The organism is Streptomyces sp. NPDC111606 (genome assembly GCF_055656945.1).
The window spans coordinates 73,875-99,064 of the sequence record NZ_JBVKBY010000008.1 but is presented as its reverse complement, the minus strand read 5'-3'; the positions used below and the strand labels follow the sequence as shown (position 1 = coordinate 99,064).

Genomic DNA, 25,190 nt, shown 5'->3' with positions numbered 1-25,190 from the left:
ACTCCATCACAGTCGCGCGACGCCCCTCACATCTTTTAGGCGCCTTCGCCGCCGAAGCGCTCCTTGTACGCCTCCAGGTCCTCGTCCGTGAGCTTGGCGAAGAGGACCGGCGGGACGGTGAAGGGGGTGCCGGCGGGGACGGCCGTGAGGGACCTGGCCTCCTCGGCGCTCACCCAGGTCGCCGTGTCCGCCTTGAGGGCGAAGGCCTGGCGCATGGCGGCCGCCGTCGACGGGATGAACGGCTCCGAGACCACCGCGTACAGGTGGATCAGGTTCATCGCGGTACGGAGGGTGAGGGCGGCGCCGTCCTTGTCGGTCTTGATCTCCAGCCAGGGGGCCTTCTCCTCCAGGTAGGAGTTGCCCGCGGACCACAGGGCGCGCAGGGCGGCGGCCGCCTTGCGGAACTGGAGGGTCTCCATGTGCTGCTCGTACTCGGCGAGGAGCTCGGCGATCTGCTCGCCCAGCTTCGCCTCCGCCTCGCCGGCCTCGGCACCCGCCGGGACCTCCTCGCCGAAGCGCTTCTTGGAGAAGGACAGGACGCGGTTGACGAAGTTGCCGAGAGTGTCGGCCAGGTCCTTGTTGACCGTGGCCGTGAAGTGCTCCCAGGTGAAGGACGAGTCGTCCGACTCGGGGGCGTTGGCGATCAGGAAGTAGCGCCAGTAGTCGGCGGGGAGGATCTCCAGGGCCTGATCGGTGAAGACGCCGCGCTTCTGGGAGGTGGAGAACTTTCCGCCGTAGTACGTCAGCCAGTTGAAGGCCTTGACGAAGTCGACCTTCTTCCAGGGCTCGCGGATGCCGAGCTCCGTGGCCGGGAACATCACCGTGTGGAACGGGACGTTGTCCTTCGCCATGAACTCCGTGTAGCGGACGTCGGTGTCGACGTCGTACCACCAGGACTTCCAGTCACGCGTCGACGGGTCGAGGTCCGACCACTCCTTCGTCGCGCCGATGTACTCGATCGGGGCGTCGAACCAGACGTAGAAGACCTTGCCCTCGGCGGCCAGCTCCGGCCAGGTGTCGGCCGGGACCGGGACGCCCCAGTCCAGGTCACGGGTGATCGCACGGTCGTGCAGGCCCTCGGTCAGCCACTTGTGGGCGATGGAGGACGCCAGGTGCGGCCAGACGCCGTCGTGGCGGGCGACCCACTCCATGACCTCGCTCTGCAGCTTGGACTGGAGGAGGAAGAGGTGCTTGGTCTCGCGGACCTCCAGGTCCGTGGAGCCGGAGATCGCCGAGCGCGGGTCGATCAGGTCGGTGGGGTCGAGTACGCGGGTGCAGTTCTCGCACTGGTCGCCGCGGGCCTTGTCGTAGCCGCAGTGCGGGCAGGTGCCCTCGACGTAACGGTCCGGGAGGAAGCGGCCGTCGGTCGGGCTGTACACCTGGCGGATCGCCCGCTCCTCGATGAAGCCGTTCTCGTGCAGCTTGCGGGCGAAGTGCTGGGTGATCTCGACGTTCTGCGGGGAGGAGCTCCGGCCGAAGTAGTCGAAGGCCAGCGCGAAGCCGTCGTAGACCGCCTTCTGGGCGTCGTGCGCCTGGGCGCAGAAGTCCGCCACGGGCAGGCCCTGCTCCTTGGCGGCCAGCTCGGCCGGGGTGCCGTGCTCGTCCGTCGCGCAGATGTAGAGGACGTCGTGGCCTCGCTGGCGGAGGTACCTGGAGTACACGTCCGCCGGGAGCATGGACCCCACCATGTTGCCCAGGTGCTTGATTCCGTTGATGTACGGAAGGGCGCTGGTGATGAGGTGTCGAGCCATCGGGGGCTGCTCCCAGGTCGGATTTCGGGGTTCTTGGTTCTTTGCGAACCTTGAAATCGTAGCCGACACGGGTGGGCCGCCCGCTTCCCATTTCGAGGGGTGGGAAGGGGGCGGCCCGGGGCGATCTTCGGTGGTTACGGGCGCCAGGCGGCCAGGATGCCCTCGTAGATCTCCGCGTCCGTGAGCTCCTTCGGGTCCTCGCCGGCCAGGAAGTAGGACATGTTGTCCAGCTTCAGCTTGCGGAGGTAGTCGAAGGCCTTGTTCTCCGGGTCACCGAACGCGACGAAGGAGAAGAAGACGGCGGGGTGGTTCTTCGCGGCCTCGGTGAGGGCGTGGGTGGCGGGGGTCTTGGCGTCGGGGGCGCCGTCGGTCTGGAAGACGACCAGGGCGGGGGTGCCGGGGGCGGTCTTGGCGTGGTGGGCGAGGACTTCCTCGACCGCGACGTGGTAGCTGGTACGGCCCATGCGGCCGAGGCCCGCGTGCAGCTCGTCGATCTTGTTCTCGTGGTCGGTGAGGGTGAGCTCGCCGGTGCCGTCGAGTTCCGTGGAGAAGAAGACGACGTGGACCTTGGGGTCGGTGGCCTCGGGGTCGAGGTGGGCGGCGAGGGCGAGGGTCTGCTCGGCGAGGGCCTGGGCGGAGCCGTCCTTGTAGTACGGGCGCATGCTCGCGGAGCGGTCCAGCACGAGGTAGAGCTTCGCTGTGGTGCCGGTGAGGTCGGTTTTGGTGAGGGTGGTTGCGGCGGCGGTGTGGGCGGTGCGGAGGGTTGCGGGGATGGCCTCGGCTTCGTTGTTCCCACCCGCACCACCCGTGCCGGTTTCGTCGTCGGCTGCGGGTGACTCCTGTGGGGCGGTCTCGCCGTCGGCGGCTGCGGGGGCCTTTGGCGTGGGCTCGGCCTCGGCTTCGCCTTCGGCTTCGTTGTTCCCACCCGCACCACCCGTGCCGGTTTCGTCGTCGGCTGCGAGTGGCCCCTGTGGGGCTTCCTCGCCGTCGGCGGCCGCGGCCGCGACGGGCTCCGGCTCCGGCTCGGTCTCGGCAGCCACGGGCTCGGGAGTGGTCTCCGTCGCCTTCGGCTCCTCGGCCACCTCCACCGGCGCAGATTCCTCGGCGGCAGCGGGCTCCGCCGTGACCGGCTCCTCGGCCTTCACCGGCTCAGCAGCGGGCTCCTCGGCGGCAGCGGGCTCCGCCGCAACCGGCTCCTCGGCCTCGGCCGGCTCCGCTGCGGCAGGTGCCTCGGCGGCAGCCGGCTCGGTGGCGGGCTCCTCCGTGGCAGCCGGCTCCGCCGCCGGCTCCTCGGTGGCCGGGGCCTCCGCCACCGGCTCCTCGGCGGTCGGGGTCTCCACCGCCGGCTCCTCGGCGGTCGGGGTCTCTACCACCGGCTCCTCGGTCGCAGTCGGCTGCTCGGTTGCGCGGTCCTCCGCCGGGTCCGCCGGCTTGGGCACCGAGATGTTGTCGAAGGCGGCCGAGACCAGCTCGTGCTCGTCGTCCGACTCGTCGGGTGTGGACGGCGTCCGCGGCTCCGACGTGCGCGGTTCCGGGACCTGGGCCGTGGTCGGCGGGGTGGGTTCCGGGGAGGGGGACGGAAGCGTCGGCTGCGGTTCCGGCGCAGGAGTCGCACCCTCTGCTTCGGCCGTACCAACCTTGCGTGACCGGCCGAATGCGTTCCGCAGGAGAGTGAGAATGCCCATGTCCGCAACCCTTCGCGTGAGTTGATGCCCGTTGATCCCTGGCCAGGACGGACACGTAAGGTTAGCGGCCCCAGATGGCGATCTTGGGGAGGGGCGGGCACAGAAGGATTCCGTCCGTCGAGGTACGTCAAGGGCAGCATCGCGCCGATTCCGCGGCGTGGGCTCAACTCCCGTACGGCTACCTCTGATTCACCTCCAGTTCATGCGGTCGCCCCGCTCCCGCACAAACGTGCCCCTACCGTCCCCCACGCTGCACTCAAGGGGAAGCAAGGGGAGTACAAAAAATCATGCGTATTCAGCTGCCGATCATCAGAACGAACAGTGACTCGCATCCCGGCGGTCGGGCCGCCCTGACCTGCCGGTTCCGGTGTGGTGACGCCTGTTTCCACGAGGTGCCCAACACCACCACGAACCCGTACGTGGGTGACGTGATCGCCGAGGCCGTCAGCCGCCGTACGACGCTGCGCGCCGCCGCCGTCGTCACCGCGGCCGCCGCCGTGGGAGCCTCCGCCACCGTCGCCGCGCCGAAGGCCGAGGCCGCCGAGGCCGCCGCCGCGACCGAGCGGACCGGTACCTTCGGCCGCGGTGCCCGTGGTCTGAGGTTCAACCCCGTCGCGCCCAACACCGCCGACACCGTGACCATTCCGGACGGATACGGGCAGAACATCGTCATCCGCTGGGGTGAGCCCATCCTGCGCGGTGCGCCCGCCTTCGACCCGGCGAAGCAGACCGCCAAGGCCCAGGCCGGCCAGTTCGGGTACAACTGCGACTTCCTCGCGCTGCTGCCGGTCCCCGGCGAGCGCGGCCGCCAGATCCTCGTCGCCAACCATGAGTACACCGATGAGGTACTCATGTTCCGTGGCTACGACGCCGCCAACCCGACCAAGGAGCAGGTCGAGATCGCCTGGGCCGCGCACGGCCTGTCCGCGGTCGTCGTCGAGTCCGAGCACCGGACCGGCAAGCTCACCCCGGTCTCCCGCCACCCGCTCAACCGCCGCGTCACCGCCACCACCGAGTTCCGGATCACCGGCCCCGCCGCCGGCTCCGACCTGCTGAAGACCTCCGCCGACCCGACCGGCCGCAAGGCCCTGGGCACCCTCAACAACTGCGCCGGCGGCGTCACCCCGTGGGGCACCACGCTGCACGGCGAGGAGAACTTCAACCAGTACTTCGGCAACGCCACCCGCGCCACGGACAAGCGCTACGGCATCGGCACCGGCGCCACCGAGCGCAAGTGGGAGCGTTTCGACAAGCGCTTCGACGTCGCGCAGGAGCCCAACGAGGTGCACCGCTTCGGGTACGTCGTCGAGCTCGACCCGTACGACCCCGACTCCAAGCCGCGCAAGCACACCGCGCTCGGCCGCTTCAAGCACGAGGGCGCGACCGTCCGCCTGACCGACGACGGCCGCCCGGTCGTCTACTCCGGTGACGACGAGCGCTTCGACTACTTCTACAAGTTCGTCGGCAGCAAGCGGATGAAGAAGGGCAGCTCGCGCGCGGTGCGGGAGCACAACCTCTCGCTGCTCGACGAGGGCACGCTCTACGTCGCCAAGCTCACCGGTGACTCCCCGGCCATCGAGATCGACGGGACGGGGAAGCTTCCCGCCGACGGTGAGTTCGACGGCAGCGGCGAGTGGATCCCGCTGGCCACGGCGACCGCGAAGGGCGCCGTCTCGCACGTCGAGGGCATGACCGCCGAGGAGGTCTTCGTCTTCACGCGCCTCGCCGGTGACAAGGTCGGCGCGACGAAGATGGACCGGCCCGAGGACATCGAGCCCAACCCGCACACCGGCAAGGTGTACGTCGCCCTCACCAACAACAGCAACCGCGGCATCAGCACGAACGCCCAGGCGGACGAGGCCAACCCGCGCAACGCCAACAAGCACGGGCACATCCTGGAGCTGACCGAGCGCTGGAACCGGGCCGACAGCAAGAAGTTCGCCTGGTCGCTGTTCCTGGTCGCCGGTGACCCGGAGGACCCGGCCACCTACTTCGCCGGGTACCCGAAGGACGGCGTCTCGCCGATCTCCTGCCCGGACAACGTCGCCTTCGACTCGTACGGCAACCTGTGGATCTCCACCGACGGCGCGCAGCTCGGCTCGCACGACGGCCTCTTCGGTGTCGCCACCCGCGGTGACCGGCGCGGTGAGCTCAAGCAGTTCCTGACGGTGCCGAAGGGCGCGGAGACCTGCGGGCCGCTCATCCAGGACCGCCGGGTGCTCGTCGCCGTGCAGCACCCGGGCGAGATCGACGGCGCCACGGCCGAGAAGCCGCTGAGCGCCTGGCCCGACGGTGCCGGCAAGATCAACCGCCCGGCGGTCGTGGCGGTCTGGCGCAAGGACGGCTGCGACATCGGCGTCTGATCCACGGACACCGACAGGCACTAGGGAAGGGCTGGGACCGGCGGCTGCCGCTCGCCGTCGTGTTCCAGCCACTCCCGGTACGCCGGTGCCTGCCGCGCCGCCTCCCAGTACGCCTCCTCCAGCGCGGGATAGACCCCGTCGAGGTCCGTCTCCGTACGGCCCGCGAGGAGGAGCCGTACGCCGAGCGGGTCGCCGTGCAGGCGCCGTACCGCCATCGTGGGACTGTCGGCGTGGGTGGGCTGGCAGACGGCGACGACCTCGCCGGTGGCGACCAGGGCGTCGGCCGTGTAGTAGTCGCCGTGCAGGACATGGGGGTTGACGCCGGCCGCGCGGAACATCCGCTGCACGGCGTCCCACTCGCCGTCGACCGTCGGGTCGACCATCCAGCGGTCGTCGGCCAGGTCACGCAGGGCGACCTCGGACTTCGCCACGGCCGGGTGATCGGTCGGCAACGACACGAACTGCGGCTCGCGCTCCATCAACACGCGTAGCCGTAGCTCCGGCGGAATACGCAGCGGGCAGCCCTCGACCTCGTGCACGAAGGCGACGTCCAGCTGGCCGTCGGCGACCATGCGCAGCAGGGCGTTGGGGGAGACGTTCATGTGGAGCGTGGGGTCCTGGCCGTGGCCGCGCAGCCGGCGCAGCCAGCCGGCCAGGGCCTTGCTCGCGGTCGAGCCGACCCGCAGTTCCGGGCCGCCGACCGCGGCCGCCCTCGCCTCGGCGACCAGGGCACGCATATCGGCCACCAGCGGGCGGGCCCGGCTGAGGACCAGCCGGCCCAGCGGCGTGGGCCGGCAGCCGGTTCTCGCGCGCAGGAACAGCGCGCCGCCCAGTTCCTGCTCGATCCGTCGCAGTTGCGTGCTCAACGATGGCTGGGCGACGCCCAACTGGCGGGCGGCCCGGTGCAGACTGCCGGTGTCGGCTATGGCGCACAGCGCGCGGAGGTGTCTCACCTCGAGCTCCATGCCCTCGGAGACTAAAGCGGAACAGCTGGTTTCACCAGCCGCACAAATCCCCCCTGATGCCCGCCAATTGGGGCCCCGATAGGGCCGTCCTATCACCGATTGCCATCATCACAGCGGCCACACAGGCGCCGACACTCGCCTTGACGACTCACCCCCCACCTAGGAGTCATCGATGCGTATGTCCACATCCATGTCCGCCCGTACGGCGGCGGCAGTCGGTCTCAGTGTCGCGGCACTCGGCCTGGGCACGGCAGCCCCGGCCACGGCGGCACCCGCCCACACCGCCGCCACCGCCGGCTACGTCGCCAAGTCCGCGGAGTCCGACGCCAGTCGGGCCTTCTTCGAGGCGGTCGTGAAGTCCGTCGCCGAGAAGCGCGCCGCGAACCCTCGCGCCGCGGCCGTCACCGTCGTCTACGACGCCTCCGGGGCGCCCACGTTCAGCGCGCAGATATCCCGCAGTACCCAGATATGGAACAGCTCGGTGTCCAACGTCCAGCTCCAGCAGGGCTCGAACGCCGACTTCACCTACCGCGAGGGCAACGACCCGCGCGGCTCGTACGCCTCGACCGACGGTCACGGCAACGGGTACATCTTCCTCGACTACGCGCAGAACCAGGAGTACGACTCGACTCGCGTCACCGCGCACGAGACCGGGCACGTGCTGGGTCTGCCGGACCACTACGAGGGCCCGTGCAGTGAGCTGATGTCGGGCGGCGGCCCCGGTCCGTCCTGCACGAACCCCAACCCGGACGCCAACGAGCGCTCCCGCGTGGAGCAGCTGTGGGCCAACGGGTTCGCCGCGGCGATGGACAAGGCGCTGCACAAGGCGGCTCGCTAGCCGCGGAAGCAAGCCACCCCCCACACACGGCGCGGTCGCCCTCCTGCACGGGGCGGCCGCGCCGCGCTTCATTCGGGGACGGTGCGCCCAATGGCTCGGGTGGTTGGTCTCGGTGGGCGGCTGCGGGTTGTTTGTGGCTTGTCGCGCCCACGCGGCGGAGCCGCAGATCGACACAGCCCCGCGCCCCTTTCAGGTCGGCTCAGTGCGGGGACGCGATGGCTCTTGCCGCCGCTACCTCTTGGCGTAGGGGCTCCAGGACGCTGTCGGCTGGGCCCGTCAGGTCCGTGCGGACCTCGTACAGGGTTTCCGACTGGCGCAGGCCCTCCGCCAGTTCTGTCAGCTGGCGGGCCACCTGGGTCGCCTCGGTGGTGGACGGTGGAGGTGCGCCGTGGGCCACGCGGACCCGCGCCGCCGTCGTCGCGTCCACGATGCGTTCCACCGCGACGACCAGGGGCCACCAGGCGGCTGCCCGGCGGCCGGTGGGCGGGGGTTCGGTCAGGGCGCGCTGGAATTCGGTGCGGATGGCGGAGAGGGTGCGGTAGAGGCCGCGGCGCATCCGGGCGCGGGCCGGTGGGTCCACGGGGTCCGGGCCGAAGGCGGCCTCCACGTAGCGTGCCGTGTCCTGCACCGCGTCCGCGAGGCGGGCGCCGACCCGGGTGTGCCAGCTCTCCGGCCACAGCAGATAACCGGCGATCAGGGCGATCGCGCACCCCATGAGGGAGTCGCCCAGGCGGGGCAGCAGCAGGGCGGTGCCCTGGCGGTTCAGGACGTCGGACAGGAGCAGGATCACCGGCGTGATGGCGGCCGTCTGGTAGCCGTACCCGCGCGGGGTGAGCGCCGGGATCAGCGGTGCGAGCAGGAACAGCACCGGTACGTCCCACCAGCCGCGCGGCACTTCCGCGAGCACCGCCGCCGCGATGACCAGCCCGGCGACCGTGCCGAGGGCGCGCAGCAGCGCGCGGGAGAAGACCGAGCCGAAGTCGGGCTTGAGGACGAAGGTGATGGTCAGCGCGACCCAGTAGGAGCGGGGGACGGGGATGAGGGACACCAGCGCCTGGGCGATCCCGATGCACAGGGCGAGGCGCAGGCCGTAGCGCCAGGAGGCGGCGGAGAGCGTGACGTTCCGCAGGGCGCGGGCGGCGCGGATGCTCAGGGCGGCCGGGCGGCCCAGGCGGTCGTCGATGCCATGGGGGTCCCCCCGCTCGAGCGAAGCCGAGAGTGGGGGAGGGTCGACGTCCGGGTTGCTGACGACCTCGGCGGCGTGCCGCAGGGCGTGGTCGACGGCGCGGCCGGTTTCGGTCGTCGGGGCGGGCAGTTCCAGCCCTATCGGTCCGGTGTAGCCGGTCTCCACGGCGGAGGCGAGGTGCCGTACCGCCGCCGGGACCTCGGGCGGGAGGGGGCTGCCGCTGAGGCGGGCGGCGGGGGCGGCCTCCACGACCGGGGTGATGGCGTTCAACTGGGCCAGCAGGCGGGTGAGTTCGGGGCTGCGGCCGTGGTGGCGGGCGCGGTGGGCGAGGATGATGTCGTACGACTGGTTCAGGGACTGGGTGACGGCGTGCCGGCCGGCGTCGTACGCAAGGGTGCCGCCGTCGCTGCCGCCGACCTCCAGCAGCTCGGCGACCGTCCGGTAGGTGTCCGCCACGGCGGCACGCTCCGGTACCCCCGACCGCAGCGGCCAGGCGAGCAGCGCCAGGGCCAGCACGAGCAGCCCGCCGCCGGCCATCAGCAGCGGTGCCATCCACCATTCGCCCGGCAGCGGCAACCCCGCGCCGATCACGGACGTCAGCAGCAGCAACAGCCCCGACACGGAGGCGACCGCGCCGATCGTCGAGATCATCCCGGAGACCAGCGCGACGCCGGTGACGGCGGCGACGGCGACCCAGCCGTGGCCGAACACCAGGGCGCCGAGGGTGATGCCGACGGCGCCGAAGAGCTGCGGGATCGCGATGGTGGGGATGCGCAGGCGGTACGCGGAGGCGGTGTCGCTGATGACGCCGTTGAGGGCGCCCATCGAGGCGAGGGCGCCGTATCCGGGGCGGTCGAAGGCGAGCCCGATGGCCAGGGGCAGGGACAGGGCGATCGCCGCGCGGACCACGGCGGGCCAGTTGACGGGGGCCGGCTGGGCCCGGAGGTTGCGCACGAGCCAGTCGGGCGGGGTGAGGCCGATGGGGAGCTCGCGGGACATGGGGCCCATTATGGGCGCGCTTGTTCAGCTCGTCGTCGACCTCATCGCCGCTGGTGAAGCGTGACGTCGACGAGCAGGGCACGGTGGTCGGTGTCCGGCAGATCGAGGAAGCGGGCGGTGCGGGCGGAGAAGTCGGCCGAGAGGAGCACGTGGTCGATCTGCGCCCCGAGGGGCGGCGCGGTACGGGCCGGCCAGCTGGGTGTGCGGTCCTCGCCGGTGAGCCGGGTGGCGTCGCGCAGACCGGCGTCGAGGATGCGGCGGAAGGCGGCGTGGTCCTGGGAGGCGTTGAAGTCCCCGGCCAGAATGACGGGGGTCCTGCCGTCGCCGCCGATGCTCTCGGCGGCGAAGTCCCGCAGGTCGCCGAGCTCCCGGCGCCACAGGTCGACGTGCTGGGGCAGCGGCGGCATGGGGTGCGCGAGCTGGAGCCGTACGGCATGTCCGCGCACGTCGGCGACGGCGCCGGGCATGGCCATGGTGCCTTCGACTCCGTCGGCGGGGTCGAGCGGGAAGCGGCTGAGGACGACCGACCCCGCGGACCCGGCCTCGACCCGCGCCGCCCGGTGCGGATAGTCGGTGCCGAGCGCTTCCTTGAGCCCGGCGTCGCAGGTGTACTCGCACTCCTGGACGAACACGATGTCCGGCCGCTCACGGCGGACGGCGGCGACCAGGGCGTCGGTCGCCTGCCCGAACTCGACGTTCGAGGTCAGCACCCGGAAGGAGACGAGCGGGGGCCCGCCCGGCAGACCGGTCTTCCCGTACGGCTCGATGTACCAGGCCAGCAGTCCGAGGAGCGCGACGGCCCAGACGACGCCGAACCACCAGCGCGAGAAGAGCGCGACCAGCAGTCCGAGGCCGGTGGGCACGAGCAGCCACGGCAGGAAGGCGAGGAGCTGGGGGACGGGGGTGATGCCGTCGACGTCGGCGACCCGGCAGCCGACGACCACGCCGACACCCAGGAAGAGCAGGGCGGCCATCCATCTGCCGAGCCTGTGCCCGGCCCGCCGTCCTGGCTCACCGCCCCGGGAAGCCGTCCACTCGGCAGCCGCAGTGTCCAAGTCCCGGCCTTCCGCTCGCGGGTGGGATGCCCGAATCCTGCCTCAAAGACGGGGGTCGTGGGGGGAAGGTTGCGCGGCGGCCACGGGTACGGATCACCCGTCCACCCGCGCCAGAAACGCCCCCAGCGCCTCGTCGAACTCCCCGGGCCGCTCCAGGTTCGGCATATGGGCCGCGCCCTCGATCACCCGCAGGGTCGAGTCCGGGAGGGTCGCGTGCATGGCCTGCGCGTCGGAGACGGGCGTGTAGGCGTCGTCCGCGCCGACGACGACCAGGGTGGGGACCGTGACGCGGGTGAGCAGGCCGCGGTAGTCGGGACGTTCGGCGCGGCCGCGCAGGGCCGCTGCGGCGCCCTCGGGCGGCGTCGCCGTCATCATGCCGTGGACGTGGGCCTTGACCTCGGCGTCGGCGTACGGCGCGACCATCTTCTCCAGCACCTCGTCGGCGTAGCCGCGCATGCCCTCGCGCAGCAGCCGGTCCGCCATGGCGTTGCGCGCCTTCTTGCCCTCCTCCGTCTCCGCCGCCGGGAACGTGTCGGCGAGGACCAGGCCCCGGATGCGGTGGGGGAAGCGGGCGTAGCACTCCATGACGATCTGGCCGCCCATCGACAGGCCCGCCAGCACGAAGGTCTCCACCTTCAGGTCGTCCAGCAGCGCCTCGATGTCGTCGGCGAAGGCGGCGAGCGGGGTGACGCCGGGGACGACCGGGGAGGCGCCGTAGCCCCGCAGGTCGGGGGCGACGACCCGGCGGGCGGCGGAGAACGTCGCGATCTGCGGTGCCCACATCGTGCGGTCGAAGGGGTGGCCGTGGACGAGGACGAGGGGGACCGAAGCAGAATCGGCGCCTTTGTCCTCGTATACGAGGAAGGGGCTCATGTGGACGACCCTAGATCGGCCAACTCCTCGGTGCAATAAGATCTTTGCCCTCGGTGCAATCGGGAAAGCCTGCGCAAGGGGGAGTTCGTGGACGACTATCGGCGTCTCGCCGACCGCATGGCCGACGACATCGCCGCCGGACGGCTCAGGCCGGGTGAACGGCTGCCCCCGCAGCGGGTGTTCGCGCGGCGGCGCGGGATCGCCGGGTCGACGGCGGGGCGGGTGTACGCCGAACTCGTACGGCGCGGGCTGGTCGTCGGCGAGGTCGGCCGCGGGACCTTCGTGCGGGCCGCTCCGGCGGGCAACGGGCGGGCCCTGGTCGAGGCCGCCACCGCGGCGCCGGTCAACCTGGAGCTCAACTACCCCTCCGCTCCGGGGCAGTCCAAGCTCCTGGCCCCCGCCCTCGCGCCGCTCCTGCGCCCCGACGTCCTGACCGACGCCCTGCGCCCGGCCCCCGTCTCCGGCACACCCGAGGCCCGCCGGGCCGCGGCCGGCCTGCTCGCGACCCCCGCCTGGCAACCCGCACCCGACCGGATCCTCTTCACCGGCAACGCCCGCCAGGCCGTCGCCGCCGCCCTCGCCTCCCTGGTCCGGCCGGGCGGCCGGGTCGGCGTCGAGGCGCTGACGTATCCCGTGGTCAAGGAGATCGCCGCCCGGCTCGGTATCACCCTGGTGCCGCTGGCCACGGACGAGGAGGGCCCGCGCCCCCAGTCCGTCGCCGCCGCGCACCGCACCGCTCCCCTGGCCGCCCTCTACCTTCAGCCGACCCTGCACAACCCGACCTCGGTGACGACGAGCCCCGAGCGCAGAAGCCAACTCGCCGACACGGCGGCCGACTTGGGCATCCCCGTCGTCGAGGACCGCATCTGGTCGTTCCTCACGGACGACGACCCCCTCGCCGCCCACGCGCCCGGCCTCACCCACGTCGTCGACGGTCTGTCCAAGCGCGTCGCACCCGGGCTCACCGTCGGCTTCCTCGTCGTACCCGAGGAGCGGGTCGAGACGGTGGCCGCGGCCGTACGGTCCGGTGGGTGGAGCGCGGGGCGGTTCGCGCTGGAGGCGGCCGTGCGGTGGATCGGGGACGGGACGGTGGAGCGGCTGGTCGCGGCGAAGCGGGCGGACGCGGCACGCCGGCAGCGGATCGTCGGCGAGGAACTGCACGGGTTCGCCGTACGGTCCGATCCGCGCGCCTATTTCGCCTGGTGGGAGCTGCCCGCGACGTGGCGCGCGGACACCTTCACGGCCGCTGCCGCCGCGCACGGCATCGCCGTGACACCCGGCCCCGCCTTCGCCGTCGACCCGAACCGTACGCCCGACGCGGTCAGGCTCGGGCTCGCGTCGGTTCCTGAGCCGGATCTGCGGCGGGCGTTGCGGACGCTCGGCGGCGTCGTGCGAGCTGGCCCGTGAGGCGGCGGACGAGGGCGAGGGTCGGGCCGGAGGTGGGGCAGCGAGGCAGGGGGCGGCAGCGGTCGTGGGTGAGGAGGTGTGCGGGGTCGCCCGACGCGGTCAGGCTCGGGCTCGCGTCGGTTCCTGAGCCGGATCTGCGGCGGGCGTTGCGGACGCTCGGCGGCGTCGTGCGAGCAGGTCCGTGAGGCGGCAGACGAGGGCCACGGCCAGACCGAGGGTGATGAGCAGCCAGGACACCGTGCGCAGGGTCTGGGTCAGGGCGTCGTAGACCGCGCCCGCGGCCGGGCGGTGGGCCGCCTCGGCCAGGCCGGCCAGCGTGAGCCTGCGGCCGATCACCAGCGTGAGGAGCAGCAGCGAGCCGCCGAGTGCCGTGCCCAGCGCGGTCGCCGTGACCGCGCGGCGGCGGCAGGCGGCGACGGCGATGCCGGTCGCGGCGAGCGCGGCGGCCGAGACGGGCAGCCAGAACCCGGCGACCTCGAGCACGTCGTACCCCTTCCTGAGCCGGTCCAGCTCGTGGGCCGGGAGCACGGGGACGTCGGTGTGCTCGACCGGGATGTGGTGCGCGAACGGGATGCGGTCCTCGGTGAGCCGGTGTTTGACCTGGGCGGTGACCGGGCCGAGGTCGACGGTGACCGTGCCGTGTCGTCCGTCCTGGAGGGCGCTGAGCACCGCGTCGTGGACGGCTCTGTTGCCCGCCTCCCACGCCGTGCGGAAAGCCTCGGTCCGGGTGAAGGAGCGCACCGCGTCCTGCACGAAGGGGCGCACCGTTCCGCTCTCGGGCGACACCGGGGATACGGGGGACGTGTCCAGTCTGTCGCCGACCGCGTCCATGATCCCGGCCCCGACGGTGTCCGCGACCGCGCCCTGCACCGCCGGATCGTGGGCCAGCGGCGCCATCGCGGTCACGTACCGGCCCGTGTCGACCAGCGCGTACGACACCCACGCCGCCAGCGCGCCGAACGGCACGAGGAGGCACGACAGGGCGATCAGCGCTGCCGACAGGGCGTTCCGCAGACGGGTGGACACCCTCTCAGGCAAAGGTCACCGAGGACGGGGCGCCAGACAGGTGCCTGCATACGGCGGCACTGTTCCGCTCTCCCGTGCACCGTTCACCCGAACGGGTGGCTCATCGGAGGCGGTGTCCCTGGGCGTCCTCGTGCGTGTAGTAGCGGTAGAACAGCACGACGAAGAAGGCCGCGCCGATCGCGAGCCCCATGACCGAGGACCTCAGGACCGAGTTGCCGCCCTGGCTGTACAGGAACCCGAACGTGCCGCCCGCGAAGACGGCCCACAGGACCGCGTGCAGCTCCCGGATCACCTGCGAGGCGACCCAGCGCACGGCGACGTACAGCACCATGAACGCGGCCGCGGTGACGAAGCCGAAGAGCAGGTTCCAGCCGGTGATCTCCCCGCCGGAGCGCCGGTTGGCCGCGGCCCAGTAGCCGTAGACCAGCCCGAGGACGACCGGCACGGCCACACTCGCGATGCGGTGCGTCCGCGCGCTGAACACATCGGGCAGACCGCTCAATCCGGTCGTACCCACCCGCCGGGCCCGTCGGGGCACGGGTGCCGCATGAGCCATGAGAGCACTCCTCTCTCTCCACGCCCCCGCCATCCAGAGCACACCTGGGGCGGTCGGGTGGCAAGTCGGCGGTGCCGATCCCGCCCTTCCGGCGTTCGAGGGCGGGGCCCGGGTACCCGGATGCGGCGCGTCGAACGCCGTGTTTCGCTGAAGCCCATGAGGGCCGTAAGCGACGGTGAAGCCGGCCCGCGGGGCGACGCGCGCCGGTCGGGGCTGCTGAGCGTGCGCGGTCGCAGCGTTGCCTGGGTGCCGCCGCTGGTGTTGCTCGTCGCCATCGTGGCCGTCGACTTCAGGACCAGCAGCGACTTCCGGATTCTGTCCTGGATCGTGCTGGTGCCCGGTATCGCCGCCGCGATCTGCGGGGTGTGGGGTACGGCCGTCTTCGCGGTGCTCGCACCCGCCACCTACCTCGCAGCCGACGCGGCCCTGCCGCACGAGTACCAGGCCGGGCTGCCCGACCTCGTCCTCGCCGGCATCGGCGGCGTCCTCGCCACGCTGGCCTGCGTGGTCCGGGTGCGCGGTGAGCGGCGCATGCTGCACATACAGGACGTCGTCGCCACCGTCCGCCGTACCGTGCTGCGCCCGCTGCCGCCGGGCTGGGGCGGTCTGGAGCACGCGGCCGTCTATCTCGCCGCCGACAGCGAGGCACGGGTCGGCGGAGACTTCTACGACATCCAGATCGGCCTGCACGGCACCCGCGTCATCCTGGGCGACGTCCAGGGCAAGGGGCTGGGCGCCGTGGAGGCGGCGGCCGCACTGCTCGGCACCTTCCGTGAGAGCGCCTACCACGAGCCGGACCTGGCGAGGGTCGCCGTACTGCTGGAGGAGCGTCTGCTGCGGCACATCCGCCTGCGCGCGGCTCTGGGCAAGGAGGAGGGAGACCGGTTCGCCACCGCCGTCCTGATCGGCTTTCCCGAGGAACAGCCGGACACCATCGAGGCCGTCGTCCTCGGCCACGACTGTCCGCTCGTCGTCGGCCCCGACGGCGTGGAGCCGCTGCCGCCCGGCCACGCCCTGCCCCTCGGCTACGGCGGACTGGCCCCCGCCGACGGTCCGCCGCCCATGCACCGGGTGCCCCTGCGGCCCGGCGAGACGCTGCTGCTGACCACGGACGGCGTGACCGAGGCGCGGGACGGCGACGGCGTCTTCTTCCCGCTCGACATCGAGGTCGCCAAGGCCGTCGCCGCCGACCCCGACATCGCGCAGCCCCGGCGCCTGGTCGACTTCGTGCGGGAGAGCACGCTGCGGCACTGCAGAGGGCATCTGTCCGACGACACGACGGTGTTCGCGGTACGGCGGACGGCAGGTGCGGGGAATGGGGACGGAAATGGACGTTTGCAGCCCTGAGATCCCCTCTTTGCAGCCGCAGCGGTTACGGTGCTGCCGTACGTGATCGACGGGGGATGGGGAGGGACCGATGCCCGGAACAGTGCTGTTGCTCGCCGCCTCACCGGCGGGCAGGGGCTCTCTGGTGGACGCCGCCTCCGTGCTCCCGATTCTCGCGGCGGTCCCGCCCGCGGTGCTGTCCGGCACGGACACCGCCAACGTCGTCGAACTGGCCGACCCCCTGGAGCCGCAGGCCGTCCTCACCCGCCTGCGTGCCGCGGCGGTCGCCCCCGGCCCGCTCACCGTCTTCGTCGCCGGCCAGCTGCAACTGGACCGCCGCCAGCATCTGCCCCACCTGGCGCTGGCCCGGTCCACGCCCTCGACGGTCCGCTACAACGGCTTCCCCTGGCACTGGATCCGCGAGGAACTGCGCCTGCGCGCACCGGGTTCCACCTCGCTGGTCCTCGATCTGCACGCCGATCGCGAGACCTGGCAGTGGCTGCTCGCGAACCCCCTCGACTCGGGCCGCGACCATGCCGTCTACGGCCGGATCGCGCCGCCGCCGAACCGGCGGACCCTGGCCGGCCCGGCGTACATGAAGGCGGTCGCGACGCTGCTGCGCAGCGGACACCGCCCGCCTCTCGACCAGTTGCACCAGTTGGCGTTGCAGCGGATCGCGCCCGAGGGCGGGGTCGGCATCGACATCGTGCTGACCGCGCAGGGCCCTGTGCCGAGCGACCCGCACGCCGCCATCACCGGCGCCGTCCAGGCGGGCCGGCACGGCGACGCCGACGCGCTGGCCGCCCGGCACGAGCAGACCGCCGTCCACACCCATGGCCACGCCTCCGAGGAGGCCCTGCACTGGGGCGAGGTCCGCGCGGACCTGGCGATGCTGGCCGGGGACCCGGTGCGCAGCTGCCGCACCTGGCTGACGGTCGCCTCCTCCCGGCTCTCCGCCGGACAGGCCCCGGACGCGCCCGCGGTGGAGGCCGCGGTGGACCGCGCCCACCACCAGTGGGGACAGATCCACGACACGTCCCTCGCCCGCGAACTGGGCCCCGTCCTCGTGGAGTTGAGAAGCCGGGTACCGGGGCGCCGCCGCGGCGCCCTGGAGAACGTCCATCGACAGCTGCGGCAGCTGCAGGTCAGCGGGTGAAGGCGACGTACGTCCAGCCGCCCGAAGAGGGTCTGCACCGCTGATCTGCCGCTCTACTCCCGCAATGCGCGCCGGAGTTCCTCGAACGCGGTCGGGCGAGCTCGGTTCGGCAGGAAGTCGCGGATGTGGAGGGCGCATTCGGCCGGGGTCAGGACGTCGGTGTGGACGTCGAGGTCGTGCGGGCCGTGGGAGTGGACCTGGGCGAACTGCAGGGCGGCGAGGCCCGGTTGGCGGTCGCCGCGTTCGCGCTCGCGGCGTTCCAGTTCCGGCAGCGGGCAGCGGACCCCGATCAGGACCGTGTCCTCGGGCACGAGCAGATCGAGGAGGTCCAGCAACCGCCAGCGGCGGCTGAGCGGGTAGTCGACGACGAGGTTGTTGCCGCCCGCGGCCATACCGGCGACCGCGCGGTGGAAGCCCTTGGCGGTGCGGTCGATTTCGGTCTGGAGGTCCTCGTCGGCGAGGGGGCTGCCGCCGCGCATCGCGTGGAAGGCGTCCACCGGCAGGTGGAACCAGGTGCCGTCGAGGACGTCGAGGAGCGCGCGGGCGATGCTGCTCTTGCCGGAGCTGGAGGTTCCGTTGAGTAGGACGACCTTTCCCGGGGTCGCGGTCCCGGGTATGCGGGCGTGGGGGTCGGCGTGGTCATGGACGTGCGTCGGCAAGGTGGGTTCCCCGTGCGAGCCGTGGTTGTGGGGTGGTTGCTCCGTGAGATCTACGGCGTGGGTGACACCCGGATGACATGCTGGGTCGGTTGCTCTGTCCGGGTCGGTTCTGCGGCTCGGGCGGGGCCCGTGTTGGCTGCCAGGATCAGGGTCGCCACGGCGATGACCGCCGCGGCGAGACCACGGGTGTAGCGCTCGGTGATGCTGGTGCGTTCCTGCACGGCGACCTCGCAACAGCCAGGTGTTAACCACGTTTAATACGCGGTTTAACCTATGGGCTGTCGGAGTCGAACGGCAAGGGGCACAGGGGGAGTTGGGGGCGTTGAGCGTGTCTGACCGTGATGATCCGGGGACGATCGGGCGAAGAGTGCAGCAGTTGCGGGCCGATCGTGGGCTGACGCAGCGACAGTTGGCGGAGCCGGCGTACACCCCCGCGTACATCTCCACCCTGGAGGCCGGGCGGGTCCGCGCCTCCGACGAGGCGCTGAGGCATATCGCCGACCGGCTCGGCGTCGCCTTCGAGGAGCTCGCCACCGGACGGCCCGCGCACCTCGTCACCGCCCTGCGGATGCGGCTGACCGAGGCCCAGCGCGCCCTCGCCACCGGCGACGCCGAGGCCGCGGCCGAGCAGTACGCCGCGCTGCTCGCGGAGGCGGACGCGCACGGGTTCCCCGAGGAGCGGGCGGCGGCGCTGCTCGGGCTCGGCGAGTGCGACATCGACGTCGGGGAAATCGACTCCGCCCGGCGGTACTTCGAGCGCGCCGAGCAGGTCCTCGCGGACGCCGACGCGCCACTGCCCGCCCGGGTGCCCGCGCTGCGCGGCCGGGCCGTGTCGCACTACCTCGCCGGTGAGCTGCGCTACGCCGTCTACCTCATCGAATCCACCCTCGACGAGCTCAACCGCGGCGGCCTGCACGACCCCGACGCCCTCCTGCTGCTCTACGCCAGCGTCATCGGCCCCTACATGGACATGGGCGCCCACGCCCGCGCCGCCCAGGCCGCCGAGTACGCCCTCGCCCTCGCCCCGCAGGCCGCGGACCCCGCCCTGGTCGCCCGTATGCACCGGTCCGTCGCCCGCACCCTGCTCGCCGAGGGCCGGGTCGCCGAGGCCGACGCCTCCCTCGCCAAGGCCGCCGAGCTGTACCGCCAGCTCCAGATCCGCACCGAACTCGCCAACTGCCACTGGATGCGCGGCTACGTCTACGCCCAGAACGGCGACCTCGCACGCGCCGAGGCCGAACTGCGCGAGGCCCAGACCATGCTCACCGCCAAGCGCGCCGCCCTCTACACCAGCCAGGTCGCCGTCGAACTCGCCGACGTACTGCACCGCCGCGGCAAGTCCGACGAGGCCGCCGCCCTCCTGCACGACGTGCTCAGCGACCTCAGCCCCGAACGCGGCGCCCTGCACTCCGCCGCCGCCCACCGCCTCCTCGGCATCATCGCCGAGGACGCCCGCGACACCGAGGCCGCCGAGGAGCACTACGTCCGCGCCCTGAGCCTGCTGGAGCGCGCCGGTGCGGCCGGTGACCTGGCCGACCTGTGCCGGCTGCTCGGCGACCTGCTCCGCCGTACCGGCAGGGTGGAGGCGGCGCTGGACGCGTACCGGACGGGACTCGGCCACCGTACGGCCCCCGGCACCACGACCCTCGGACCCGCACCCGCACAGCCCCCTCTGTAAGGAACCCAAGCCGCCCCACAGGTCGTCCCGGTTGGCTGCCCGGGACATCCGGACAGGTGGGGACAGGCACGTGGACAACCAGCGGACCGCGCGGACGACGGCCGACGGGCTGCGGCTCGTCGTACGCGCGCTCGTGTACGCCGTCGTCGGCGGCGCCGCGCTCATCGCCATCGCCACGGTCGCCGCCGTCCTCGGCCCCACGCTCGCCCTCGACCTCTACACCCCGCCCGTCGCCGCCTGGTGGACCGTCTTCACGGCGATCGCGGTGCAGGGCGTGCCCTTCCTGCTGCTCGGCACGGTCGTCTCGGCGGCGATCGGGGCGTTCGTGCCGGAGCGGGTCCTCAGTCGCCTGCTGCCCCGCAACCAGGCGCTCGCGGTACCGATCGCCGGGGCGGCCGGTGTCGTCCTGCCCGGGTGCGAGTGCGCGTCCGTGCCGGTGGCCGGGAGCCTGATGCGGCGCGGGGTCGCCCCCTCGGCCGCCCTCGCCTTCCTCCTCTCCGCTCCCGCGGTCAACCCGGTCGTCCTGGTGGCCACGTCCGTCGCCTTTCCCGGGCAGCCGCGGATGGTCCTCGCCCGGCTGGCCGCCTCCCTGGCCACGGCGGTGGTGATGGGCTGGCTGTGGGCCCGGTTCGGCCGCGAGGAGTGGCTGCGCCCGCCGAGGCGGCACGCCGACCCGGCCGCCACCGGCCTGCGTGCCTTCACCGCCGGCCTCCAGCACGACTTCCTGCACGCGGGCGGCTTCCTCGTCCTCGGCGCGGCGGCCGCGGCGACCTTCAACATCGCGGTGCCGCGCTCGGTACTGGACCCCTTCACCGGCTCGCCCTGGCTGTCGGTGCTGCTCCTGGCACTGCTGGCGGTCGTCCTGTGCGTGTGCAGCGAGGCGGACGCGTTCGTCGCCGCGTCGCTGAGCGGCTTCTCGCCGACCGCGCGACTGGCGTTCATGGTGGTCGGCCCGATGGTCGACCTGAAGCTGATCGCCCTGCAGGCGGGGACGTTCGGCCGGTCCTTCGCCCTGCGGTTCTCGTCCGTGACGTGGGTGGCGGCCGTGGCGAGCAGCGCGCTGGTGGGGTGGTGGCTGCTGTGAGGCGGTACGGGCCGGCGGTGCTGCTGCTCGTAACGGGCGCGGCGGTCCTGCGGATCTCGCTGTTCGGCGAGCTGTATCTGCGGTACGTGCAGGCAGGACTACGGCCATACCTTGTGGTGTCCGGATTCCTGCTGGTGCTGCTGGCGGTGGCCGCGGCGGTTGTCCGGCGACCGGAACAAGAACCGCACGCCGAGCAGGGCGAGCACGCAGAGCACGGCGAACACTCCGGCTGCGATCAGCACGGCGAGCACGGCGAGCACGACGAGTCCGGCGACGATTCCCACGCCCACGATCAGCACGGCGGTCACCATAGCCCCCGCGTCGCCTGGCTCCTCGCCCTCCCCGCCCTCGCCCTCCTCCTCTTCCCGCCCCCCGCCCTCGGCTCCTACAGCGCCGGACGCGAGGCGGCGCAGCGGGCCGCGCAAGGGGTCGGGGCCTTTCCCGCGCTGCCGGCCGGGGATCCGGTGGCGCTGACGCTCGCGGAGTTCAGCTCCCGGGCGATCTACGACAGCGGACGGTCCCTGACGGGCCGTACGGTCCGGTTGACCGGGTTCGTCACCCGGGACGACGACGGCACCTGGTACGTCACTCGCCTCCTCGTCTCCTGCTGCGCCGCCGACGCCACCACCGGCAAGGCCGAGATCCGGGGCGCGGACGCCCCGCCCGCCGACGCCTGGGTCACCGTCACCGGCACCTGGCACCCCAGGGGCGAGCTCGGCACGGACGGAGCGTGGCCGCCGGTCCTGGACGCCGCGTCGGTGCGGCGGGTCGCGCAGCCCGCGAACCCGTACGAGAGGCGCTGAGCGCTCCGCGGTACCGGTACGGCCCCGCACCCCTGGGGTGCCGGCGGGGTTTCGCCGTACGGGCCAGGGGTAGTCGGGCGTCGTCCGGGGCGGGCGGTGGGGCGGCCGCGGAGCCTTGGACCACGCAGGCCGCGCAAGGTGAGGAGGCTGCCGTGCGGCCAAGAGACGATCACCGTGGTGAGGCAGGGCGGAAGCGGACCGGTGCCGCCGACGCGCTCGCCGAGAGCGTGCGCGGGGCGGGACCCGGCGAGATCCCGGCGCGGCTGTGCGATGTCGCCGTCGAGCTGCTGCCCGTGACCTGCGCGAGCGTGTCGCTGCACAGCGACGGTATGCCCGTACAACTGGGCGCGAGCAGTCCGCAGGCCGCCTATGTGACCGAGATCCAGGCCACCTTGGGCGACGGGCCCTGTCAGTCAGCCGTGGAGAGCGGTACGGCCGTGCTCGCGCGCGACCTGACGGCGGGCCGGGACGTCCTGCGCTGGCCGGTCTTCGCCCAACAGGCCACGGCCGCCGGGGTGCGGGCGGTGTACTCGATGCCGCTCGGCAACGACACGGTGTGCGTGGGCACGCTGGACCTCTATTGCGATACGCCCGGCGATCTGACCGACCGGGACCTGCGCACGGCGCGGGTGGTGGCCGGAATGATGACCGTGGCGCTGATGGCGCTGCCGCGCGCCGAGGAGGCGGGCGACCCCGGCGACGAGCGATGGCTGAGCGGCCTCGCCGCCGACCAGGACCAGATCTACCAGGCCACCGGCATGATCATGGCCCAGCTGGGCGTCGGCACGGGCGAGGCGCTGGCACGGCTGCGGGCGCACGCGTTCGCACACGGGCGTACGGCGATGGATGTGGCCCGGGATGTGGTCGACCACCGGTTGCGGTTCGACCGGGACCGAGGCCCCCTATGATCGCCGACCATGGAAATAGTGGGTTACTTCATCGCTCTGGTCGCGATCGTCGGCTTCGTCAGCGTCGAGAGCCGGATCTCCCGTGCCGACCGGCGAGTTGCCCGGGTCGAGCGCAAACTCGACCTGATTCTCGACCACTTGGGGCTGCGTGACGACGATCCCCGGATGGCGAAGGTCGTGGCGCTGCTGCGGGAGGACAAGAAGATCAAGGCGATCAAGGAGTACCGGGAGATCACGGGGGTGGGACTGGTGGAGGCCAAGGAGGCGGTGGAGCGCATGGGGCAGACGTCCTAGACGTTCCGGACCGTCTGACCGTCCGGCCCCTGTGACAGGGTGGACGCATGACCACCCCGGCACACAGCGATCTCGCGGCGGCGGCAGAGCTCGTCTACGACCCTTGCGGATTCGCCTGCTCGCAGCCGGTTCCCGAACCCGAGAGTGCCGAGTACGCCGCCCACGCATTCACCTTGGACGGCCTTTCCGTCCGGTTCCGCGCGGCCAGGACGACCCCCACCAAGGTCGGTCAGTTCGTCACCGTGTGGAAGCGGTCCCCGGGCGGGCCCATCCAGCCCTTCGACGTCACGGACCCCGTCGACCTCTTCGTCATCAGCTGCCGTGACGGTGAGCGCTTCGGCCAGTTCGTCTTTCCCATGGAAGTGCTCCGCCGGCGCGGTGTCGTGTCGGTGGACGGTTCCGGTGGGAAGCGGGCCTTCCGCGTGTACCCGCCGTGGGTGACCACCACCAACCGCCAGGCGACCGGCACTCAGCGATGGCAGCTGGACCACTTCCTGCACCTGGACCAGGACGGGCCCGTCGACTCCGCTCGCGCCCGGAAGCTCTACCACCCGTAGGACAGCGCCGGGACGACCGTCCTAGATCTCCGCCCGGCCCCGCTTCCTGACCTCCGTCAGTCGTTGGGTGCCCGTCTCGATCGCCGTCCAGGTGGCGTCGGCCGGTACTTCGCCGAGGCCGCCGTTGGTGATGGCGATCGCGTCGTCGCCCACGCGGATGGCGGCGACGTGCAGCGTGAGCGTGGGTGCGTCGTCGTACTCGGAGACGGCGCGCAGGAGGACCCGCAGCCCCTGCCGGGCGTCCCCGACCTCCGGCATCTCGGCCGCACTCACTTCGACGGCCATCTCCCCGCCCTGCGCGGTAGCTGTGAACTCGCCGCACCGGTCCGGGAGGCGGCCCAGCCACGCCAGCGTCCGGTCCAGGTCCGCGGGCCGATGGGCCACGACCTGGTAGCGCAGCTGCGCCTCGTCCCAGGCGTCATCCAGTCCGACCGACGCGCGTGTACGGGCGTCCGGGCCGAAGAGCTCCTCGGCATACAGGGCGTCCAGGAGCCGTCGGCAGTCGGCCGACTCGGTCTCCGCCTTCAGCATGGCCTCCCGCCAGGTGGCGAAGCCCTGCGTGGCCACCCAGCTCTCACCGAGGTCGGCCTCGCTGATCAGCGCGGCCCGGGCCTGCGCCTCGGTCAGGGTGGGGGCGGCCGCGGGGGTCGCCGGCGGGGTGGGGCTCGCGGCGGAGGCGTGGCCGCGGGGGGCCGAGACGGGCCTGCCCAGGCCGGCGATGGAGTCGCATGCGGGCACGGTCAGCAGGGTGGCTGCCAAGAGCGTCGCGGCGATGACGGCTCGGGCCGGGGGACGGGGCATCGCGGGCCTCCTGGGCTGGTGCCTCAAGATCAGTACGTGCTCTTAAGGCACCACCCCAGGAGTACGGCCACCAGTGCGCCGGTCCGTCCGGGTGACGGGAGTATGCGGGTCCTACTGCGTCTGGACGTACCCGATGAAGGCGCCGTACGCCTCCGGCGAGAGGGTGAGCGTGCCGGCCTCGGGGAGCTTGGAGTCGCGGACGGCTATGCAGGGGGCGGGGTGGGCTACCTCGACGCAGTCGCCGCCCGAGCTTCCGCTGTACGAGGACTTGCGCCAGGCGACTTGGCCGAGCGGGGCGCACTCGACGCAATCGCCGCCGTTGGTGCCGCTGTAGGACGACTTACGCCACTTCAGCTCCATAGCGTTCCTCCATCACGCGCGCGATCAGTGCCGCTGATTTCTTCGGCGAGAGAGCCTCGGCCTGAAGGCGAGCGTAACCGACTGAACGCCCCCTGATCACAGCAGGATTGGCCGTCATGTGCCCCTGGTCGTAGCTCTCGCTGTAGAACAGGTCGGGGTGATCGTCGAAGCGCAGGAGATTGAAGGAGCCCATCACTCCGGAGTGCTGTCCGACCGAGAACGGCAGCACTTGGAAGTGCACCGACTGGTTGTCCTGGAAGCTCAACAGGTGGGCGAGTTGCTCGCGCATGACGTCCCGGCCGCCGATCTCCCGATACAGCGCCGCCTCGTCCAGAACTACCCACAGCGAGGGCGGCTGTTCGCGCTCCAGGATGCGTTGCCGTTCTATCCGTGCCGCCACCATCTCGTCGAGCGTGTCGGTGTGGTCCACCTCCATCACGGCCCGGGCGTAGTTCTTCGTCTGCAGCAACCCGTATACCAGCTGGCACTGATACGTAGAGATATACGTCGCCTTCGCCTCCAAGTCGGCGTACGGCTGAAACCACGTCGGCAACTGGCTCCGCAGCACCAGCCCCACCAACCGCGAGAACATCCCGTCCGTCACCAGCGCCGCATCCAGCCGCTCGGCGAAATCCCGCGTCGGCACCTTCAGCGTCGTCTCGATCTGGCCGATCAGTGAGCCCGTGCAGAACAGCACCGAACCCAACTGCTTCAGCGTCAGCCCCGCCTCCTCCCGTTTCCTCCTCAGCTCGAAGCCGAAGTAGTCCAACGGAGATGCCGTGGGATCGAGTTGGCGGATGTGAACCAAGGCGTACCACCCCCAGGGTCGGTCTGTAGCTGAGCGTAATCACGCAACTTCG

General features: G+C 72.0%; 24 protein-coding genes. 11 read left to right on the top strand and 13 right to left on the bottom strand.

Annotated features, from left to right (window positions below):
- Positions 1–35 precede the first annotated feature (35 nt).
- Both metG and ACZ7M7_RS27260 read right to left on the bottom strand, forming a co-directional pair.
- Positions 36–1,751: a methionine--tRNA ligase gene (gene metG / locus ACZ7M7_RS27265; RefSeq protein ID WP_451169018.1), complete on the bottom strand. Its 1,716-nt coding sequence runs from the start codon at positions 1,749–1,751 to the stop codon at positions 36–38.
- A gap of 134 nt (positions 1,752–1,885) precedes the next feature.
- A complete protein-coding gene (locus ACZ7M7_RS27260; protein WP_472121008.1) occupies positions 1,886–3,436 on the bottom strand; it encodes a VWA domain-containing protein in 1,551 nt (516 codons plus the stop codon).
- Positions 3,437–3,723: 287 nt separating this feature from the next.
- Here ACZ7M7_RS27260 and ACZ7M7_RS27255 point away from each other — a divergent pair, with 287 nt between their 5' ends.
- Positions 3,724–5,799 (top strand): PhoX family protein, encoded by a 2,076-nt coding sequence (locus tag ACZ7M7_RS27255; protein WP_472121004.1) that lies wholly within the window; start codon positions 3,724–3,726, stop codon positions 5,797–5,799.
- A 20-nt stretch (positions 5,800–5,819) separates the two neighbouring features.
- Here the strand turns inward: ACZ7M7_RS27255 and ACZ7M7_RS27250 are convergent, their stop codons facing one another.
- On the bottom strand, positions 5,820–6,764 hold the full coding sequence (locus ACZ7M7_RS27250; RefSeq protein WP_383614111.1) for a LysR family transcriptional regulator: 945 nt from the start codon (positions 6,762–6,764) through the stop codon (positions 5,820–5,822).
- Positions 6,765–6,936: 172 nt separating this feature from the next.
- Here ACZ7M7_RS27250 and snpA point away from each other — a divergent pair, with 172 nt between their 5' ends.
- Positions 6,937–7,602: a snapalysin gene (snpA, locus tag ACZ7M7_RS27245; protein ID WP_383614108.1), complete on the top strand. Its 666-nt coding sequence runs from the start codon at positions 6,937–6,939 to the stop codon at positions 7,600–7,602.
- A gap of 199 nt (positions 7,603–7,801) precedes the next feature.
- On the opposite strand, the gene ACZ7M7_RS27240 is transcribed toward snpA, so the two are convergent.
- From ACZ7M7_RS27240 to ACZ7M7_RS27230, 3 genes are all read right to left on the bottom strand, one after another.
- Complete coding sequence (locus ACZ7M7_RS27240; protein ID WP_472120995.1) at positions 7,802–9,787, bottom strand: FUSC family protein; 1,986 nt, start codon at positions 9,785–9,787, stop codon at positions 7,802–7,804.
- 41 nt (positions 9,788–9,828) lie between these two features.
- Entirely contained in the window at positions 9,829–10,842 is a 1,014-nt protein-coding gene (locus ACZ7M7_RS27235; protein ID WP_472120992.1) for an endonuclease/exonuclease/phosphatase family protein, read from the bottom strand.
- A 93-nt stretch (positions 10,843–10,935) separates the two neighbouring features.
- The gene (locus ACZ7M7_RS27230; protein ID WP_472120989.1) at positions 10,936–11,715 is read right to left on the bottom strand and encodes an alpha/beta fold hydrolase; all 780 of its coding nucleotides are present in this window, start codon (positions 11,713–11,715) and stop codon (positions 10,936–10,938) included.
- 87 nt (positions 11,716–11,802) lie between these two features.
- Between ACZ7M7_RS27230 and ACZ7M7_RS27225 the strand changes: the two genes are divergently transcribed.
- The gene (locus tag ACZ7M7_RS27225; RefSeq protein ID WP_472120985.1) at positions 11,803–13,122 is read left to right on the top strand and encodes an aminotransferase-like domain-containing protein; all 1,320 of its coding nucleotides are present in this window, start codon (positions 11,803–11,805) and stop codon (positions 13,120–13,122) included.
- A 99-nt stretch (positions 13,123–13,221) separates the two neighbouring features.
- Here ACZ7M7_RS27225 and ACZ7M7_RS27220 read toward each other — a convergent pair whose 3' ends face one another.
- Together ACZ7M7_RS27220 and ACZ7M7_RS27215 are read right to left on the bottom strand one after the other, a co-directional pair.
- On the bottom strand, positions 13,222–14,148 hold the full coding sequence (locus ACZ7M7_RS27220; protein ID WP_472120982.1) for a hypothetical protein: 927 nt from the start codon (positions 14,146–14,148) through the stop codon (positions 13,222–13,224).
- A 100-nt stretch (positions 14,149–14,248) separates the two neighbouring features.
- On the bottom strand, positions 14,249–14,704 hold the full coding sequence (locus ACZ7M7_RS27215) for a hypothetical protein (RefSeq protein WP_472120978.1): 456 nt from the start codon (positions 14,702–14,704) through the stop codon (positions 14,249–14,251).
- Positions 14,705–14,860: 156 nt separating this feature from the next.
- On the opposite strand from ACZ7M7_RS27215, the gene ACZ7M7_RS27210 reads away from it, so the two are divergent.
- Both ACZ7M7_RS27210 and ACZ7M7_RS27205 read left to right on the top strand, forming a co-directional pair.
- A complete protein-coding gene (locus ACZ7M7_RS27210) occupies positions 14,861–16,051 on the top strand; it encodes a PP2C family protein-serine/threonine phosphatase (RefSeq protein ID WP_472120975.1) in 1,191 nt (396 codons plus the stop codon).
- A 70-nt stretch (positions 16,052–16,121) separates the two neighbouring features.
- Positions 16,122–17,186, top strand: a complete 1,065-nt coding sequence (locus ACZ7M7_RS27205; RefSeq protein WP_472120971.1) for a hypothetical protein — start codon at positions 16,122–16,124, stop codon at positions 17,184–17,186.
- 53 nt (positions 17,187–17,239) lie between these two features.
- Here ACZ7M7_RS27205 and ACZ7M7_RS27200 read toward each other — a convergent pair whose 3' ends face one another.
- Together ACZ7M7_RS27200 and ACZ7M7_RS27195 are read right to left on the bottom strand one after the other, a co-directional pair.
- Positions 17,240–17,845 carry a phosphotransferase-like protein gene (locus ACZ7M7_RS27200; protein WP_472120968.1) on the bottom strand — a complete coding sequence of 202 codons (606 nt, stop codon included), beginning with the start codon at positions 17,843–17,845 and terminating at the stop codon, positions 17,240–17,242.
- A 50-nt stretch (positions 17,846–17,895) separates the two neighbouring features.
- Positions 17,896–18,066, bottom strand: a complete 171-nt coding sequence (locus tag ACZ7M7_RS27195) for a hypothetical protein (RefSeq protein ID WP_383614076.1) — start codon at positions 18,064–18,066, stop codon at positions 17,896–17,898.
- Between the two features lie 107 nt (positions 18,067–18,173).
- On the opposite strand from ACZ7M7_RS27195, the gene ACZ7M7_RS27190 reads away from it, so the two are divergent.
- The 6 genes from ACZ7M7_RS27190 (at position 18,174) to ACZ7M7_RS27165 (ending at position 23,169) form a co-directional block, all read left to right on the top strand.
- The gene (locus ACZ7M7_RS27190) at positions 18,174–19,523 is read left to right on the top strand and encodes a helix-turn-helix domain-containing protein (RefSeq protein WP_472120965.1); all 1,350 of its coding nucleotides are present in this window, start codon (positions 18,174–18,176) and stop codon (positions 19,521–19,523) included.
- Positions 19,524–19,593: 70 nt separating this feature from the next.
- Positions 19,594–20,607, top strand: a complete 1,014-nt coding sequence (locus ACZ7M7_RS27185; RefSeq protein WP_472120962.1) for a permease — start codon at positions 19,594–19,596, stop codon at positions 20,605–20,607.
- Positions 20,604–21,410 (top strand): TIGR03943 family putative permease subunit, encoded by an 807-nt coding sequence (locus tag ACZ7M7_RS27180; RefSeq protein ID WP_472121707.1) that lies wholly within the window; start codon positions 20,604–20,606, stop codon positions 21,408–21,410. The genes ACZ7M7_RS27185 and ACZ7M7_RS27180 overlap by 4 nt, the downstream gene beginning before the upstream one ends.
- A 152-nt stretch (positions 21,411–21,562) precedes the next feature.
- Positions 21,563–22,318 carry a GAF and ANTAR domain-containing protein gene (locus tag ACZ7M7_RS27175; RefSeq protein ID WP_472120957.1) on the top strand — a complete coding sequence of 252 codons (756 nt, stop codon included), beginning with the start codon at positions 21,563–21,565 and terminating at the stop codon, positions 22,316–22,318.
- Between the two features lie 9 nt (positions 22,319–22,327).
- Entirely contained in the window at positions 22,328–22,612 is a 285-nt protein-coding gene (locus tag ACZ7M7_RS27170) for a ribosomal protein L7/L12 (RefSeq protein WP_472120953.1), read from the top strand.
- 47 nt (positions 22,613–22,659) lie between these two features.
- Complete coding sequence (locus tag ACZ7M7_RS27165) at positions 22,660–23,169, top strand: MepB family protein (RefSeq protein ID WP_472120949.1); 510 nt, start codon at positions 22,660–22,662, stop codon at positions 23,167–23,169.
- Positions 23,170–23,190: 21 nt separating this feature from the next.
- Here the strand turns inward: ACZ7M7_RS27165 and ACZ7M7_RS27160 are convergent, their stop codons facing one another.
- The 3 genes from ACZ7M7_RS27160 to ACZ7M7_RS27150 all read right to left on the bottom strand — a co-directional run bounded on the left by ACZ7M7_RS27160 (position 23,191) and on the right by ACZ7M7_RS27150 (position 25,138).
- On the bottom strand, positions 23,191–23,970 hold the full coding sequence (locus tag ACZ7M7_RS27160; RefSeq protein WP_472120945.1) for a hypothetical protein: 780 nt from the start codon (positions 23,968–23,970) through the stop codon (positions 23,191–23,193).
- 111 nt (positions 23,971–24,081) lie between these two features.
- Positions 24,082–24,330: a DUF397 domain-containing protein gene (locus tag ACZ7M7_RS27155; RefSeq protein WP_472120941.1), complete on the bottom strand. Its 249-nt coding sequence runs from the start codon at positions 24,328–24,330 to the stop codon at positions 24,082–24,084.
- Positions 24,311–25,138, bottom strand: coding sequence for a helix-turn-helix domain-containing protein (locus tag ACZ7M7_RS27150; RefSeq protein ID WP_472120938.1), 828 nt, complete (start codon positions 25,136–25,138; stop codon positions 24,311–24,313). Before ACZ7M7_RS27150 ends, ACZ7M7_RS27155 begins: the two co-directional genes overlap by 20 nt.
- Positions 25,139–25,190 lie beyond the last annotated feature (52 nt).

Coding starts and splice junctions, on each gene's coding strand:
- metG (WP_451169018.1), bottom strand. CDS start 1,751: ATGGCTCGACACCTCATCACCAGCGCCCTTCCGTACATCAACGGAATC.
- ACZ7M7_RS27260 (WP_472121008.1), bottom strand. CDS start 3,436: ATGGGCATTCTCACTCTCCTGCGGAACGCATTCGGCCGGTCACGCAAG.
- ACZ7M7_RS27255 (WP_472121004.1), top strand. CDS start 3,724: ATGCGTATTCAGCTGCCGATCATCAGAACGAACAGTGACTCGCATCCC.
- ACZ7M7_RS27250 (WP_383614111.1), bottom strand. CDS start 6,764: ATGGAGCTCGAGGTGAGACACCTCCGCGCGCTGTGCGCCATAGCCGAC.
- snpA (WP_383614108.1), top strand. CDS start 6,937: ATGCGTATGTCCACATCCATGTCCGCCCGTACGGCGGCGGCAGTCGGT.
- ACZ7M7_RS27240 (WP_472120995.1), bottom strand. CDS start 9,787: ATGTCCCGCGAGCTCCCCATCGGCCTCACCCCGCCCGACTGGCTCGTG.
- ACZ7M7_RS27230 (WP_472120989.1), bottom strand. CDS start 11,715: ATGAGCCCCTTCCTCGTATACGAGGACAAAGGCGCCGATTCTGCTTCG.
- ACZ7M7_RS27215 (WP_472120978.1), bottom strand. CDS start 14,704: ATGGCTCATGCGGCACCCGTGCCCCGACGGGCCCGGCGGGTGGGTACG.
- ACZ7M7_RS27210 (WP_472120975.1), top strand. CDS start 14,861: ATGAGGGCCGTAAGCGACGGTGAAGCCGGCCCGCGGGGCGACGCGCGC.
- ACZ7M7_RS27205 (WP_472120971.1), top strand. CDS start 16,122: ATGCCCGGAACAGTGCTGTTGCTCGCCGCCTCACCGGCGGGCAGGGGC.
- ACZ7M7_RS27170 (WP_472120953.1), top strand. CDS start 22,328: ATGGAAATAGTGGGTTACTTCATCGCTCTGGTCGCGATCGTCGGCTTC.
- ACZ7M7_RS27165 (WP_472120949.1), top strand. CDS start 22,660: ATGACCACCCCGGCACACAGCGATCTCGCGGCGGCGGCAGAGCTCGTC.
- ACZ7M7_RS27160 (WP_472120945.1), bottom strand. CDS start 23,970: ATGCCCCGTCCCCCGGCCCGAGCCGTCATCGCCGCGACGCTCTTGGCA.
- ACZ7M7_RS27155 (WP_472120941.1), bottom strand. CDS start 24,330: ATGGAGCTGAAGTGGCGTAAGTCGTCCTACAGCGGCACCAACGGCGGC.